General features: G+C 63.2%; 13 protein-coding genes. 6 read left to right on the plus strand and 7 right to left on the minus strand.

The features are described 5' to 3' along the window. Positions 1 to 16: 16 nt before the first annotated feature. Together FHW83_RS10400 and FHW83_RS10405 are read left to right on the plus strand one after the other, a co-directional pair. A complete protein-coding gene (locus FHW83_RS10400) occupies positions 17 to 424 on the plus strand; it encodes a cytidine deaminase (protein ID WP_176646288.1) in 408 nt (135 codons plus the stop codon). After that, positions 424 to 1,653, plus strand: coding sequence for a nucleoside deaminase (locus tag FHW83_RS10405; protein ID WP_176646289.1), 1,230 nt, complete (start codon positions 424 to 426; stop codon positions 1,651 to 1,653). The genes FHW83_RS10400 and FHW83_RS10405 overlap by 1 nt, the downstream gene beginning before the upstream one ends. Here FHW83_RS10405 and FHW83_RS10410 read toward each other — a convergent pair. From FHW83_RS10410 to FHW83_RS10430, 5 genes are all read right to left on the minus strand, one after another. Beyond that, positions 1,605 to 2,066 (minus strand): VOC family protein, encoded by a 462-nt coding sequence (locus FHW83_RS10410; protein ID WP_176646290.1) that lies wholly within the window; start codon positions 2,064 to 2,066, stop codon positions 1,605 to 1,607. The two genes, FHW83_RS10405 and FHW83_RS10410, sit on opposite strands and share 49 nt — an antisense overlap. A 174-nt stretch (positions 2,067 to 2,240) precedes the next feature. Continuing rightward, the gene (locus FHW83_RS10415) at positions 2,241 to 4,202 is read right to left on the minus strand and encodes a PQQ-binding-like beta-propeller repeat protein (protein WP_176646291.1); all 1,962 of its coding nucleotides are present in this window, start codon (positions 4,200 to 4,202) and stop codon (positions 2,241 to 2,243) included. A gap of 81 nt (positions 4,203 to 4,283) precedes the next feature. Then, positions 4,284 to 5,045, minus strand: coding sequence for a LytTR family DNA-binding domain-containing protein (locus tag FHW83_RS10420; protein ID WP_176646292.1), 762 nt, complete (start codon positions 5,043 to 5,045; stop codon positions 4,284 to 4,286). Next, positions 5,042 to 5,971 carry a sensor histidine kinase gene (locus FHW83_RS10425; protein ID WP_176646293.1) on the minus strand — a complete coding sequence of 310 codons (930 nt, stop codon included), beginning with the start codon at positions 5,969 to 5,971 and terminating at the stop codon, positions 5,042 to 5,044. The genes FHW83_RS10420 and FHW83_RS10425 overlap by 4 nt, the downstream gene beginning before the upstream one ends. Then, positions 5,968 to 6,219, minus strand: a complete 252-nt coding sequence (locus tag FHW83_RS10430) for a hypothetical protein (protein WP_176646294.1) — start codon at positions 6,217 to 6,219, stop codon at positions 5,968 to 5,970. Before FHW83_RS10430 ends, FHW83_RS10425 begins: the two co-directional genes overlap by 4 nt. A gap of 209 nt (positions 6,220 to 6,428) precedes the next feature. Between FHW83_RS10430 and FHW83_RS10435 the strand changes: the two genes are divergently transcribed. Then, entirely contained in the window at positions 6,429 to 7,352 is a 924-nt protein-coding gene (locus FHW83_RS10435) for a choice-of-anchor A family protein (RefSeq protein ID WP_218106238.1), read from the plus strand. Here the strand turns inward: FHW83_RS10435 and FHW83_RS10440 are convergent. Next, positions 7,321 to 7,971 (minus strand): TetR/AcrR family transcriptional regulator, encoded by a 651-nt coding sequence (locus FHW83_RS10440; RefSeq protein WP_176646295.1) that lies wholly within the window; start codon positions 7,969 to 7,971, stop codon positions 7,321 to 7,323. The genes FHW83_RS10435 and FHW83_RS10440 overlap by 32 nt on opposite strands. Next, positions 7,959 to 9,386: a PLP-dependent aminotransferase family protein gene (locus FHW83_RS10445; protein ID WP_176646296.1), complete on the minus strand. Its 1,428-nt coding sequence runs from the start codon at positions 9,384 to 9,386 to the stop codon at positions 7,959 to 7,961. Before FHW83_RS10445 ends, FHW83_RS10440 begins: the two co-directional genes overlap by 13 nt. 162 nt (positions 9,387 to 9,548) lie before the next feature. On the opposite strand from FHW83_RS10445, the gene FHW83_RS10450 reads away from it, so the two are divergent. From FHW83_RS10450 to FHW83_RS10460, 3 genes are all read left to right on the plus strand, one after another. Beyond that, positions 9,549 to 10,865 carry an aspartate aminotransferase family protein gene (locus FHW83_RS10450; protein WP_176646297.1) on the plus strand — a complete coding sequence of 439 codons (1,317 nt, stop codon included), beginning with the start codon at positions 9,549 to 9,551 and terminating at the stop codon, positions 10,863 to 10,865. Positions 10,866 to 10,958: 93 nt separating this feature from the next. After that, positions 10,959 to 12,074: an alanine dehydrogenase gene (ald, locus tag FHW83_RS10455; RefSeq protein ID WP_176646298.1), complete on the plus strand. Its 1,116-nt coding sequence runs from the start codon at positions 10,959 to 10,961 to the stop codon at positions 12,072 to 12,074. A 22-nt stretch (positions 12,075 to 12,096) separates the two neighbouring features. Beyond that, a complete protein-coding gene (locus FHW83_RS10460; RefSeq protein WP_176646299.1) occupies positions 12,097 to 13,590 on the plus strand; it encodes a CoA-acylating methylmalonate-semialdehyde dehydrogenase in 1,494 nt (497 codons plus the stop codon). The last annotated feature ends 63 nt before the right edge of the window (positions 13,591 to 13,653 follow it).

A 13,653-nucleotide genomic window follows, 5' to 3' on the forward strand; every position in this document is an offset into this window, starting at 1 on the left:
GATTGAGGCCACTGACATGAATAAACAAGAATTGATCGCCGAAGCCGCCGCCGCGCGGCTGAAGGCTTACACACCGTACTCCAACTTCAAGGTTGGCGCGGCGCTGCTGACCAACGATGGCAAGGTTTTCCACGGCTGTAACGTGGAAAACGCTTCCTATGGCCTGTGCAACTGCGCCGAGCGCACCGCCTTCTTCAGCGCGTTCGCCCACGGCTACAAGCAGGGCGATTTCGCGCAGCTGGCGGTGATCGGCGAAACCGACGGTCCCATCGCGCCATGCGGCGCCTGCCGCCAGGTGATCCTGGAGCTGGGCGGCAACGAGCTGCCGGTGCTGCTGACCAACCTCAAAGGCGACATCCTCGAGACCACCGCCGCCGGACAACTGCCGAACGCCTTCGGCGGGCAGGACCTCAAGAAGAAGTAATGGCGCTCAAGAAGACGATTGACGTGCAGGCGGCGGTGGCGGTGGCCGCCGCCGAAGCCATCGCCGCCAAGACGCAAGGCACGTTTGGCGTCGGCGCCCTGATGCTCGACCAGCACGGCAACGTGCTGCAATCGCTGCACAACAACGTCGTCAAGGACGGCTTGATCTTCGACCCGACCGCGCACAGCGAACGCCAGTTGATCGACTGGTACTATGCCGAGCGCTCCAAGGGCCGCGAGCTGCCGGAACCGCAGGACATCACCATCGTCACCTCGCTCGATCCATGCTGCATGTGCGCCGGTGCGATCCTGGCGGGCGGCTTCAACGTGGTGGTGGCGGCGCCCGACAAGAACGCCGGCATCAACTACGACAACAGCGCCAGCTTCAACGCCTTGCCGGCAAGCCTGCGCGCGCAGGCCGGCGCCAGCTTCAGCTACCCCGCCATCCTTGGCTCCTCGCTGTACGCGCGCGCCAACAGCGGCGCCACGCCCAAGTCCTTCTTCATCGGCAAGACCATCTCCGAACCGACGCAAGCCTTGTGCGCGCTGGTGTTCGAGGCCACCTCGGCAGAGGTGATGGAAAAGTTCAATACCGATTTGCCGCAAGAGGTGTTGAAAGATCTGGCTTCGCTGCCGGCCAGCCACGCCATCGTCTCCGCGCTCAAGCAGCAATATCCGGACGCGCTGACCTACCGCTGCGCGCCGCACCGGCCGGACGCCGGCCTCGCCCCCTTCCTGCTGCAAGCGATGGCGCGTGACCGCGAGCACGGCGGGGCGGGGGATGCGGTGGCCTTGCTGGATTCGTTCGGCAATCTGCTGCTGTGCATGCCGGGCCGGATGACGCAGTCCGGCATCCGCAGCGCCTTCATGGAAACCACGCGCGCCTACGCGCAGCTGCGCTACAAGCTGATGAACGGCGCCACGCCGGCGCAGCAGGAACAAGTGCGCCATTACCTCGGCCATCCGAAAGACGGTACCTTCGTGTTCGCGCAAGGCCCGGACGCCAGCGCCCTCAGCTTCATGAACCTGGGCGCCTACGGCTCCACCATGGAAGGCCCGCTGCCGCTGAAGAACCCGGCGCAATTCCAGTACGTGCTGCCATCGCTGCCGGAAGCCGACCTGGCCGCCATCTGCGCCGCCATGCCGCCGCTCTACCGCAACATCATCCGCATCCGCCCGACTCAGGTGGCCGATGCCGCGCTGGTCGCCGCGCTGTCCGACGGCGCGTAGGGATCGTAGGTGCCGATGCTCCAGACGTGGCCTTCGGGGTCGGAGCAGGTGAAGCCGCGGCCGCCGTAGTCTTCGTTCTTGATGTCGAGCAGGATGCGCCCGCCCGCTTCCAGCACGCGGCCGTACACCAGGTCCGCATCGTTCACCACCAGGTAGCTGCTTTGCGTGACGAAGCCGCCGATGTCCTGCGGCTGCTTTAACAAGCGTCCGTAGTCCGTGTCGAACGCCGAGCCCAGCATGATCATGCTGTTGCCGAACGTGAGCTGCGCGTGCGCGACGCCGTCCTCCTCGGGCACCACGAACTGGACCTCAAAGCCCAGTGTGTTGCACAGCCAGTCGATGGCGGCATGGGCGTCGCGGTAGCGCAGGCACGGTATGACGCCGCAAGGGGTTTGCTTGGCAATGCTGGACATGGTTGGCTCTCCGGTGGGCGGTGCAAACAGATTCGATTGATTGCACGGTGTGTGGTTCGGCGCCGCAATGCGCCAACGCATGTGTATTGATGTCGCTCAAAGGAACGCGTCGCGTATTGCTGGAAGTCTTAATATTAACCAGACTTCCGGCAATGGCAACGCGTTTCTTGGGCTTTACTGCAGATTGATAGCGGCAATTTTCTGCTGTGCAACGATGTACAGCACGCCGCGGTTTGAAATGGCCAGCGTGCCGCCCAGTGGGTAAGTCCACACGATCTTCTGGGTGGCCAGATCGATTGCCAGCGTGTTGGTGTTGTTGCTGACAAACGCCAGATTGCTGGTGACAATCAGTTTGTCGTAGCTGTCGGTCAGGTTGGCAATCCATTGAGGGGTGCCGATGATCGGATCACGCGCTTCCAGCACGGTGCCGTTGGCGTGCAGCACATACAGCGCTTTGGCGGTGAGCGCCGGTTGGCCGGTGACACCATTGCCTTGCAGGTACCAGGTGATGGCGCGGGTACTCAGGTTGAGCGCGGTCAGGCTGCCAGCGTTGGCGGCATACAGCATGCCGTTACCCAGCACAACCGAGGTATTGACCCAACTGGATCCCGAGCGCGGATCGGCCACCGTGTAGGCGGTCTCGCCGGTTGCGCTGTTCAGCACATTGAAACTGCCGCCAATGTAGGTATAGGCATACTGGTCGTCCACTGCCGGGGTCCAGCCGTCAACCTGCGCCAGGCCGACCGCCCACTGCGGCGTGCCGGTACTGCCATCGTATTTGGCCATGCCGCCGTAGTAGCCATCCTCGGTGTAAACGGCGCCGTTGTAGATGGTGGGCGCCAAGTAGTTTTCCCACTGGGAGCTCATGGCCTGCTTGGCCAGCAGCTTGCCGTCGCGCTGATCGAAGATCCACAGGTAGGAATCCTGATGGCCGGTGGAGGTCACGTAGACCTTGCCGTTGGCGGCGGCAGGAGGATTGACGCGATGCAGCGTGCCCAGGTCAACGCTCCACACCGTTTTGCTGGTGTCTTCGCTGATGGCTTGCAGCGTCCATTTGCCGAACCGCGTGCCCAGCACAGCGTAGATCGTATTGCCATCGATGGCGATGGTGCTGCTGTACTGGTCCGTGGTCGGGAGGTTGAAGCGGCGCGTGAAGTTGGCTGGCTTGACGGTGGCGGCGATCGCACCCGTGTGGCCCGCGTTGCCCTGATGGGTGCTCCAAGCGGGCACGCCGGACAGCGCCGACAGCGCTTTCAGGTTGACGGTTGGGGTGACGGTCAGGCTGAGCGGAATTTTCCATGGTGAGCCGCTGACCGGCTTGCTGCAGATCGATGGATCGTCCTGGCATACGCGCACTTCCAGCGTGCTGCTGTATTGTCCCGCTGCCAGGTTGCCGTTAAGCGGAAGGTCGATGTTGTAGGTTTTGTCGGAGCTCCACGTCAACGTGCCGCCGCCGCTGCTAAGCAATCCGCTTTTCTCAAACACGCCGATTTGGGCTTCACCCACGATGCTGCGGCTGGCGGTGGCGTTAAACCGGAAGCTGAATGGCTCGCCCTGCGTGAAGCTGTAGGCATAGGCCGATTTGTCGAACTGCAGGCTGACCGGCGCCGGCGGAGGCGGCTCGGTCGGGGTAGTGGGCGTGGTCGGGGTGGTCGGAGTCGTCGGCGTGGTTGGCGTCGTGTCCGCCTTGACGTTGACCGTCAGCGGGATGCGCCACGGCGAGCCGCTGAGTGGTTTGTTGCATACCGCAGGGTCATCTTCACACAGCTTTACCACCAGCGTGCCGCTGCGGGTGCCTACGGCCAGCAGCGGGCTGACATGCAGGGTCGCCGTGTAATCGTAACCGCCGCCGGACAGGTCGACCTGGGTGGTGACCAGGCCGGTCGCTTCCACGATGGCGATATTGAAATTCTGGCTAAAGGTCTTATTGGCATGGGCGCTCACTGTGAACGCCGTCGATTGTCCCTGGATCGCGTCGACGGTGACAGGATTGGGCGTGAAGCTCAGCCAGCTCTGATCGCCGGTCGATCCTCCTCCAGAGGTGCCGCCCCCACCGCCGCCACCGCCACCGCCGCCGCAGGCGGAAAGGAGCAGGGCACTGGCAACCAGCGCAGCGCAAGATTTCAATATCTTCATTATATTTGTCCAACAGAAATAACTAAAAGCGAAATTTTACCTCCTTATTTGCAGAATTAATAATTATTTCTTTACATTGATTTACATCTGCTGGAATAAATGCGTATGGCCGCGGCTGACTTCCAGCAGCTCCGGGAAGTTGCGGATGCGGACCATCTGCCGGCCGCGCAGGTCGCGCGTGACTTCCTGGATGGCGTCCACCCGCACCAGCGTCGAGCGGTGGATGCGCCAGAACTCGTTGGGATCGAGCTCGTCCGCCAGTTCCTTCAGGGTCTTGCGGATCAGGACTTCCGATTGCTCGGTTTGCACGCGCGTGTATTTTTCATCGGCCTGGAAGAACAGCACCTCGCGCGTCGAGATCATGCGCAGGTTGGCGCCGACCACGGCCTGGATCCAGCGCAGGTATTCCTGTTTGGCCGCCGGCTTGTTGTGGTGCGACAGCAACTGGCTGAGCTGGCGTTCGATGTTGCTCGGTCGCTGGCCGATCAGGGTTTGCAGGCGCGCGCAGGTGGTCTTCAGGCGCTCGCCGCCGACCGGCTTGAGCAGATAATCCAGCGCGCCCTGTTCGAACGCCTCGATCGCGTACTGGTCGTAGGCGGTGACGAACACCAGGTGGCAGCGGTTGAACAGCATGCGCGCCGCCTCGATGCCGGACATGCCCGGCATGCGGATGTCGAGGAACACGATGTCCGGCTGATGCTGGCCGGCCAGCGCCACGGCCTCGATGCCGTTGGCCGCTTCGGCGACGATCTCCAGCGCCGGCCAGACGTCCTGCAAGCGGGTGCGCAGTTGCTCGCGCATGCCTTCTTCATCGTCGGCGATCAGGGCGGTGGGGCGGTTCATTTCGGGCTTCCTGCAAAAATATCGGGGGCGTAGGGGACGCGGATGCTGGCGCGGGTGCCACCGGTCAGCGGCGCCTCGATCACCAGCTGCGCGCGGTTGCCGTACTGGATGCGCAGGCGCTCGCGCACATTGGCCAGGCCGAGGCCGTCGCTGGAGAAGGGATTGAAGCCGACGCCGTCGTCCACCACGTCCACTTGCAGCATCTGGTTGTCCACCGAGGCGCGGATGTCGATGCGGCCGCCGTCGATCTTCGGTTCCAGGCCGTGCTTGATGGCGTTTTCGATCAGGATCTGCAGCATCATCACCGGGAAGGTGGCGCTGGCCATCTCCTCCGGCACGTCGATCGACACCGCCAGCCGCGAGCGCATGCGCGCCTGCATGATGGCCAGGTAGGCGCGCGACATCTCAATCTGCCGGCCCAGCGTGCCGGCGCCCTTGGCGCGCATCTGCGGCAGCGTGGCGCGCAGGTAGTCGATCAGGTTCTGGTGGATGCGCGCCGCTTGCGGTGGATCGGTTTCGATCAGCTGGCCGATCAGGGCCAGGGTGTTGAATAAAAAGTGCGGCTCGACCTGCGCCTGCAGGGCCGCCATGCGTGCTTCGACCACGCGCCGTTCGATGCTTTCCTCGTCGGCATGGGACTCGGCGTGCCGCGCCTCCAGCTCGGCCTTGCGCTTGCCGCCGGCCAGCACCTTGAGGCCGAAGGACACCAGGATGAAGCCCCAGGCCTGCTCGTTCACATGGAACAGCGAGGCCGAGAGAATCAACAACAACAGCCAGATGATGAGCAGCTTGCGCCATTCCACCTGCGCCAGCCAATCGAAGAAATGCCACCACACGCTGACCGCGGTTTCGCCTATCTCGCGGATGATGTCGAGCAGGCTTTTGGCATTGTTATAGCCGGCCTGGGCCAGCTTGTTCTTTTTCATTCAACATCCTTGTAGGGAGTGGGGCGCTGGCGGCGGCTGATCACGCTGACGCCAACCGCCACCTTCAGCAGCATGAACACCGCGAACAGCACCAGCGCCAGCGGCAGGATCGAGCAGATGAAGGCCAGCACCAGCGCCGCGCCCAGCAGCGCCGGCGGCGACATGCGGCCGATCAGGCCCACGCCGAAGCGCAGCGTGCGCATGAAGGCTTGATACAGTTCGTTGAACAGGGCGGTAACTTTATCCATCTGAGTCTCCTTGAGAGCGTTGCGATGGAGGCACTGTAGCAATCCCCCCGCGCGCATGGCAGTGGATTCCGATCAACTGCGATTTTACGGGGATAGCCCGTGATTGCGTGGGATGAATGGCGGCGGCCAGGGGTGGTCGAATTGATTTAAAGCAATAAATCCAGACTTATGATATCCTGTGGGTAATTAAATTTCCCATGGTGAATCAAATGACTGTTGCAAGAAAAACCACCGCCGCTATCGTCGTGGCGTTTTCCGCCATGGGCGCGGCCCACGCCGGCGTGCTGGACTTGAGCGCCCTGATCGGCGGCGCCAACGTCTATTCCCTGACCAATTTCAGCGCCCCTAGCGCCGACGTGCAAGGCGCGGTGGTGGCCGCCGGCAATGTCTCGGTGAGCTCGTATTCCATCAACGACCAGAACAAGGACGCCTACGGCCACTATGCGCTGGTCGCGGGCGGCAACTTCACGCTCAACGGCGGCAATGTCTTCAATGGCGATGCCTACGTCGGCGGCAAGACCAAGCTGACCAGCGCGACCACGGCCACCGTCGTGCAGAGCGGCAAGTCGCCGGTGAATTTCGCCGCCGTGTCGTCGTCGCTGGCCCAGACCTCGCAATCGCTGGATGATCTGAAATCCACCGCCAAGGCGCAGTCGAAGTGGGGCGGCATCTACATCACCGGCAGCAACAAGGCGGTGGAGGTGATCGACATCAATGCCAGCTGGCTGAAGAACAGCACGTACTACGATCTGAGCGGTTTCGCCAAGAACGCCACGCTGATCGTCAACGTCAGCGGCAAATCGGCCCTGTTCCAGGGCGGCTACCAGGCGTTTGACGGCTACAACGTGGTGTTCAACTTCGCCGACGCCACCTCGCTCGACATCAGCACCGGCGCCAACCTCAGCATCCTGGCGCCGAAGGCGGCGGTGAACGGCGGCCAGGGCGTCATCAACGGCAACGTGGTGGTCGATTCCTGGGCCTCGCAAGTGCAGATCAACTCCGGCAACTTCTTCAAGGCGGCCAATGTGCTGGGCTTTTCCCAGCCGGTGCCGGAACCGGAAACCTACGCCATGCTGCTGGCCGGCCTGGGCGTGATGGGCTTCATGGCGCGCCGTCGCAAGACTGCACGCTGATCGCCGCCAGCACCATGTCGACGATGACCTTTTCGGCGTCGTCGAAATCCTTTTTGGTCAGCTGTTTGCGGTTCAGGACCAGCGCCATCTGGGCGGAGAAGTCGGCGTAGGATTGCGTCATCGCCCAGATCGCAAACAGCAGATGCGTCGCGTTGACCGGCGCCATCTTCCCCGCGCTGATCCACTGCTCGAACACTTCGATATCCTTGCGCACCAGCGGCACCACGCGGCTCTGAATCTGGTCGCCGTACAGGGGCGCGCCGCTGATCACCTCCATCGCATACACGCGCGACGCCCACGGGTTCTCGCGCGAGAATTTCAGCTTGGCCTGCACGTAGGCGCGCAGCACCTCGCGCGGGTCCTGGTCGGCGTCGGCCAGGCTTTCCATGCGCGCCAGCCATTCGTCCAGCACCTCGTCCAGCACGCGCTGGTAGAGCGCCTGCTTGGTGGGGAAGTAGTACATCAGATTCTGCTTCGATAGCCCGGCATTCTCCGCCACGGTGGCGATGGAGGTGCCCTCGTAGCCGCATTCGGCGAACACGCGCACCGCTTCGGCGGTGATCTCCGCTTCCAGCTTGTCGCGGTTGAGCAGGCGGCGATTGATTTTTACTGTCGGCATATGCGCCTCAGGAAGGTTTGCAGTTGTGGGTGGTCTGCGTAAGCCACGTTGAACCGGAACCAGATCGATTCCGGCGCGCGCAGCATGAAGAAGTCGCACGGCGAGAGCAGGATGCCGTGCTTGAGCGCCTGGTCGGCGATGATTTTTCCATTCCATTCAGCGGTTGGCGCGTCGTGCCAGCCGGCGCTGACGAACATGCCGCCGCGCGGCCTCGCCAGCAAGGTCATGCCGACCTCGCGCAGGCTGGCCATGGCGCGTTCGCGGCCGGCGTCCAGCTGCGTCACCAGCTTGTCCACCATGCGGCGGTAGGGGCGTGCGGTGATGGCGTGGTAGACGGCGCGCTCGTTGATCTCGGAGGTGGTGAGGCCGGCCAGCATTTTCACGCGCAGCAGTTCCGGGATCAGCGAGGATGAGGCGCAGATCGAGCCCACCCTTAATACCGGCGACAGCGTCTTGGAAAAGCTGCCGACGCGGATCACGCGCCGCAAGCCGTCCATGGCCGCCAGCGAGGCCTCGCCGCGCGGCGCCAGCTCGCGGTAGATGTCGTCCTCCACCAGCCAGAAGTCGAACTGCTCGGCCAACGCCAGCAGCCGGTGCGCCTGCGCCACGCTGAGCGAGGTGCCGAGCGGATTTTGCAGCACGGTGTTGACGAACATGAGCTTGGGCTGGGTTTGCGCGGCCTGCCGCGCCAGCGCGTCCAGATCCAGACCGTGCTCGCCGCGCGGGATGCCGACCGCGACGCAGCCGTGGTGGCGGATCAGCGACAGCAGGTTGCTGTAGCCGGGATCCTCCACGAACACGGTGTCGCCCGGCTTGGTGAGCGTGCGCAGCACCAGGTCGAAGGCGTGGGTGGCGCCGTGGGTCAGCAGGATTTGCTCGGCCTCCACCGGGAACAGCTCTTCGCTCAGCGTGGCCGCCATCTGCTGGCGCAGGGTGGGGAAGCCGAGTGGATGGCCGTAGCCGCGCAGGCGGTTGGCCGGAATGCGCATGGCCTGCCGCACGGCGTCGAGGATGGTGTCCTCGCCGTACCACTCCGGCGGCAGCCAGCCGGCGCCCACCGGCAGCGCCTCCGAGACGCCGGAATACAGGTCGGGCGTTAGCGCGTCGATGGCGTTGGGGATGATGTGCAGGGCGGCCGGCAGCAGCGTGGCCGGCAGCTCCTGGCGCGCCACGAAGTAGCCCGAGCCACGGCGCGACGACAGCAGGCCCAGCGTCACCAGCCGGTCGTAGGCTTCCACAACTGTAAAGGTACTGACGCCATTACACTTGGCAAACTGCCGCACGGATGGCATCTTAGTGCCCACGCGCAACTCTTTGCTGCCGACCATGGCGCTGATGGCCGTCACGATCTGCTCGACCAGGCTGCCTTTTTGCCTGCGCTCGATGGCAACGCAGGGCCAGTTTCCTTCTTCCATCCTCAACTCCAAAACTGTAGTGTTTTTGTTGCCAGTACGGTTGGACAGTTTGATGAATTGTGTATCTGTGCCATAGTTGTCCTGCTGTCTATTATTGCATCATCATTTTGCCAACTGGTAAATTTTTTTACGGTTCGTCAAAAAGTCCACAAGGAGATGTGCATGAACGAATCACGACCGCAATCGATGGCGTCCTTCTGGATGCCGTTCACGAATAACCGCGACTTCAAGCAACATCCACGCCTGCTGGTTTCGGCCGAGGGCATGTACTACAAGGATGTCGACGGCCGCAGCATCCTCGACGGCACCGCCGGCCTGTGGTGCGTGCCGTGCGGCCACGCGCAGCCGAAGATCGTCGCCGCCGTGCGCGAGATGGTCGGCCAGCTCGACTTCGCGCCGACCTTCCAGATGGGACACCCGGCCGCTTTCGATCTGGCGGAAAAGCTGATGGAGTACACCAACCATCGCTACGGCCATGTGTTCTACACCAATTCCGGTTCGGAAGCGGTGGACACCGCGCTGAAGATCGCGCTGGCATATCACAAGGCGCGCGGTGAAGCCAGCCGCACGCGCTTCATCGGCCGCGAGCGCGGTTATCACGGCGTCGGCTTCGGGGGCATTTCGGTCGGCGGCATCGCCGGCAACCGCAAGCCGTATGGCGTGATGCTGCCGGGCGTGGATCACCTGCCGCATACGCACAACCTGGAGAAGAACGCCTACACGCGGGGCGAGCCCGAACACGGCGCCAACCTGGCCGATGAGCTGGAACGCATCGTCGCGCTGCACGACGCGTCGACCATCGCGGCGGTGATCGTCGAGCCGGTGGCGGGGTCCACCGGCGTGCTGATTCCGCCCAAGGGTTATCTCAAGCGCCTGCGCGAGCTGTGCACCAAGCACGGCATCCTGCTGATCTTCGACGAGGTGATCACGGGCTTCGGCCGTCTGACCACGCCGTTCGCCGGCGACTACTTCGACGTCGAGCCGGACATGATGACCACCGCCAAAGGCCTCACCAACGGCACCATTCCGATGGGCGCGGTGTTCAGCAAAAAACATATCCATGATGCCTTCATGGACGCGCCGGCCGGCATCGAGCTATTCCACGGCTATACCTACTCGGGCCATCCGGTGGCTTGCGCGGCATCGCTGGCGACGCTGGAGGTGTTCAAGGAACAGAACATCCTGGAACACGCGGCCAGCATGGCCGAGTACTGGGCCGACGCCGTGCACTCGCTGAAAGGCCTGCCGCACGTGATCGACATCCGCACCATCGGCCTGATCGCCGGCATCGAGCTGGCGCCGATCGCTGGCAAGCCGGGTGCGCGCGCGTTCGCCGCGTTCAAGCAGGCCTTCGCCGACGGCATCCTGATCCGCGTCACCGGCGACATCATCGCCTTGTCGCCACCGCTGGTGCTGGAGAAAAAACACATCGATGAATTGTTTGGAAAGTTGAGGGAAGTACTTAAAAACCTGGACTAACCCCGTCGTCCCGGCGAAAGCCGGGACCCATGCTGACGATGCTCAGCATGGGCTCCCGCCTGCGCTGGAGTGACGATCGCTAAGGAGAAAACCATGCTGGTCGGCGTCCCAAAAGAGATTAAGAACCAGGAGTCCCGTGTTGGCCTTACCCCGGCCAGCGTCAAGGAACTCGTTTTGCGTGGTCATCAAGTGCTGGTACAAAAAAACGCCGGCGCGGCCATCGGCCTCACGGATGCGATGTACGAAGCATCCGGCGCCAGCATCGTGGAAGCGGCGAGCGAAATCTTCGCCCGCGCCGAAATGATCGTGAAAGTAAAGGAACCGCAGCCGCAGGAGTGCGCGATGCTGCGCAAGGATCAGATCCTGTACACCTATCTGCACCTGGCGCCGGACCCTGAGCAGACCAAGGCGCTGGTGGCATCCGGCGCGGTCTGCATCGCGTATGAAACCATCACCGGTCCTAACGGCGGCTTGCCGCTGCTGGCGCCGATGAGCGAGGTGGCGGGGCGCATGTCGATCCAGGCCGGCGCCGCGCATCTGGAGAAATCCAAGGGTGGCATGGGTTTGCTTCTGGGCGGCGTGCCGGGCGTGGCACCGGGGCACATCGCCATCATCGGCGCCGGCGTGGTCGGCACCAACGCCTTGCAGATGGCGGTCGGCATTGGCGCGCGCGTGACGATTTTGGACAAGAACATCGACCGTCTGCGCCAGCTGGACCTCGTGTACGGCAACCGCATCGCCACCATGTATTCCAACGCGCATTCGATCGAGGAAGCGGTGCTGGATGCGGACCTGGTGATCGGCGGCGTGCTGGTGCCCGGCGCGGCGGCGCCCAAGCTGGTCACCAAGGCCATGATCTCGCGCATGAAGCAGGGCGCGGTGGTGGTGGATGTGGCGATCGATCAGGGCGGCTGTTTTGAAACCTCGCACGCCACCACGCATGAGCAGCCGACGTACGTGGTGGACGGCGTTGTGCACTACTGCGTGGCCAACATGCCGGGCGCGGTGGCGCGCACCTCGACCTTCGCGTTGAACAACGCGACCATCGGCCACGCTGTCGCGCTGGCCGACAAGGGCTGGCAGAAAGCGCTGAAGGCCAACCCGCATTTGAAGAACGGTTTGAATGTCTGCCAGGGCCACGTCACCTATGAAGCGGTGGCGCACGGTCTTGGCTATACCTATGTAGACGCGGACAGCCTGCTTGGCTAAGCCGCACATTTGAAAGAGCATCATGGATACCATCACCCATTTCATCAACGGCGTTACCGTCGATACGCAAAGCGGCCGCCATGCAGACGTGTTCAATCCCGCATTGGGCGAACCGGTAGCCAGAGTGGCTTTGGGCACGGCGGAGGAAGTCGACGCCGCTGTGCGCGCGGCCGAGAAAGCCTTCCCGTCGTGGTCCGCCACGCCGCCGCTGACGCGCGCGCGCGTGCTGTTCAAGTACCTGCAACTGTGCCAGCAGCACACCGACGAATTCGCGGCCATGATCACGCGTGAGCATGGCAAGACCTTCGCCGATGCGCAGGGCGAGGTGGCGCGCGGTATCGAGATGGTGGAGTTCGCGGTCGGCATACCGCAAATGCTGAAAGGCGAATTCACCGATCAGATCTCGCGCGGCATCGATGCGTGGTCGATGCGGCAGGCGCTGGGCGTGGTGGCCGGCATCACGCCGTTCAACTTCCCGGTGATGGTGCCAATGTGGATGTTCCCGGTCGCACTCGCATGCGGCAATACCTTTGTGTTGAAGCCTTCCGAGCGAGATCCGTCGCCGTCGCTGCTGCATGCACGCCTTCTGAAAGAAGCCGGCCTGCCGGACGGCGTGTTCAACGTGGTGCAGGGCGATAAGGTGACGGTCGATGCGCTGCTCGATCATCCGGTCGTGCAGGCGGTGAGCTTTGTCGGTTCGACGCCGATTGCGGAGTATATCTACTCGCGCGGTTGCGCGGCGGGCAAACGCGTGCAGGCACTGGGCGGCGCCAAGAATCACATGGTGGTGATGCCGGATGCGGATATGGAGATGACTGTCGATGCCTTGATGGGCGCGGCCTTCGGTTCCGCCGGCGAGCGCTGCATGGCGATCTCCGTGGTGGTCGCGGTGGGCGATGCGGGCGACAAGATTGTCGATGCACTGGCAAAGCGCACCGCCGCACTGAAAGTGCGCGACGGCATGGCGGCCGATGCCGAAATGGGGCCTGTGGTCACCAGCGCGGCCAAGCAGCGCATAGAGCGCTTGATTGGCGAGGGTGTGGAGCAGGGCGCGAAGCTGGTGGTCGATGGCCGCAATCACAAGGTGGTGGGACGCGAGAACGGCTTCTTCATCGGCGGCACATTGTTCGATCACGTCACGCCGGATATGACGATCTACAAGGAAGAGATTTTCGGCCCGGTGTTGTGCATGCTGCGCGCGCCGGACGTGGGCAGCGCGGTGGAGCTGATCAACCGCAACGAGTATGGCAACGGCGTGGCGATCTACACCCGCGATGGCGGGGTGGCGCGCGAGTTCGTGCGGCAGATTCAGGTCGGCATGGTGGGCGTGAACGTGCCGTTGCCGGTGCCGATGGCGTTCAACAGTTTCGGTGGTTGGAAGCGCAGCCTGTTTGGGGATCATCACGCTTACGGTCCGGAAGGTGTGCGCTTCTACACGCGCCATAAAGCGGTGATGCAGCGCTGGCCAAACACCGCCAGTGCTGGCGCAGAATTTGCATTCCCACAGATGAAGTAAGAGCAGCCGCACGTCATTCCGGCGAAAGCCGGAATCCATGCTGAGTATGTATGGATTCCGGCC

It is taken from the genome of Duganella sp. SG902 (assembly GCF_013376005.1).
GTDB lineage: Bacteria > Pseudomonadota > Gammaproteobacteria > Burkholderiales > Burkholderiaceae_D > Rugamonas.

Excerpts from the sequence above, each read along its gene's own strand:
- ald (WP_176646298.1), top strand. The coding sequence starts at position 10,959 with ATGCTGGTCGGCGTCCCAAAAGAGATTAAGAACCAGGAGTCCCGTGTT.
- FHW83_RS10450 (WP_176646297.1), top strand. The coding sequence starts at position 9,549 with ATGAACGAATCACGACCGCAATCGATGGCGTCCTTCTGGATGCCGTTC.
- FHW83_RS10420 (WP_176646292.1), bottom strand. The coding sequence starts at position 5,045 with ATGAACCGCCCCACCGCCCTGATCGCCGACGATGAAGAAGGCATGCGC.
- FHW83_RS10425 (WP_176646293.1), bottom strand. The coding sequence starts at position 5,971 with ATGAAAAAGAACAAGCTGGCCCAGGCCGGCTATAACAATGCCAAAAGC.
- FHW83_RS10440 (WP_176646295.1), bottom strand. The coding sequence starts at position 7,971 with ATGCCGACAGTAAAAATCAATCGCCGCCTGCTCAACCGCGACAAGCTG.
- FHW83_RS10430 (WP_176646294.1), bottom strand. The coding sequence starts at position 6,219 with ATGGATAAAGTTACCGCCCTGTTCAACGAACTGTATCAAGCCTTCATG.
- FHW83_RS10405 (WP_176646289.1), top strand. The coding sequence starts at position 424 with ATGGCGCTCAAGAAGACGATTGACGTGCAGGCGGCGGTGGCGGTGGCC.
- FHW83_RS10435 (WP_218106238.1), top strand. The coding sequence starts at position 6,429 with ATGACTGTTGCAAGAAAAACCACCGCCGCTATCGTCGTGGCGTTTTCC.
- FHW83_RS10400 (WP_176646288.1), top strand. The coding sequence starts at position 17 with ATGAATAAACAAGAATTGATCGCCGAAGCCGCCGCCGCGCGGCTGAAG.
- FHW83_RS10460 (WP_176646299.1), top strand. The coding sequence starts at position 12,097 with ATGGATACCATCACCCATTTCATCAACGGCGTTACCGTCGATACGCAA.
- FHW83_RS10410 (WP_176646290.1), bottom strand. The coding sequence starts at position 2,066 with ATGTCCAGCATTGCCAAGCAAACCCCTTGCGGCGTCATACCGTGCCTG.
- FHW83_RS10445 (WP_176646296.1), bottom strand. The coding sequence starts at position 9,386 with ATGGAAGAAGGAAACTGGCCCTGCGTTGCCATCGAGCGCAGGCAAAAA.
- FHW83_RS10415 (WP_176646291.1), bottom strand. The coding sequence starts at position 4,202 with ATGAAGATATTGAAATCTTGCGCTGCGCTGGTTGCCAGTGCCCTGCTC.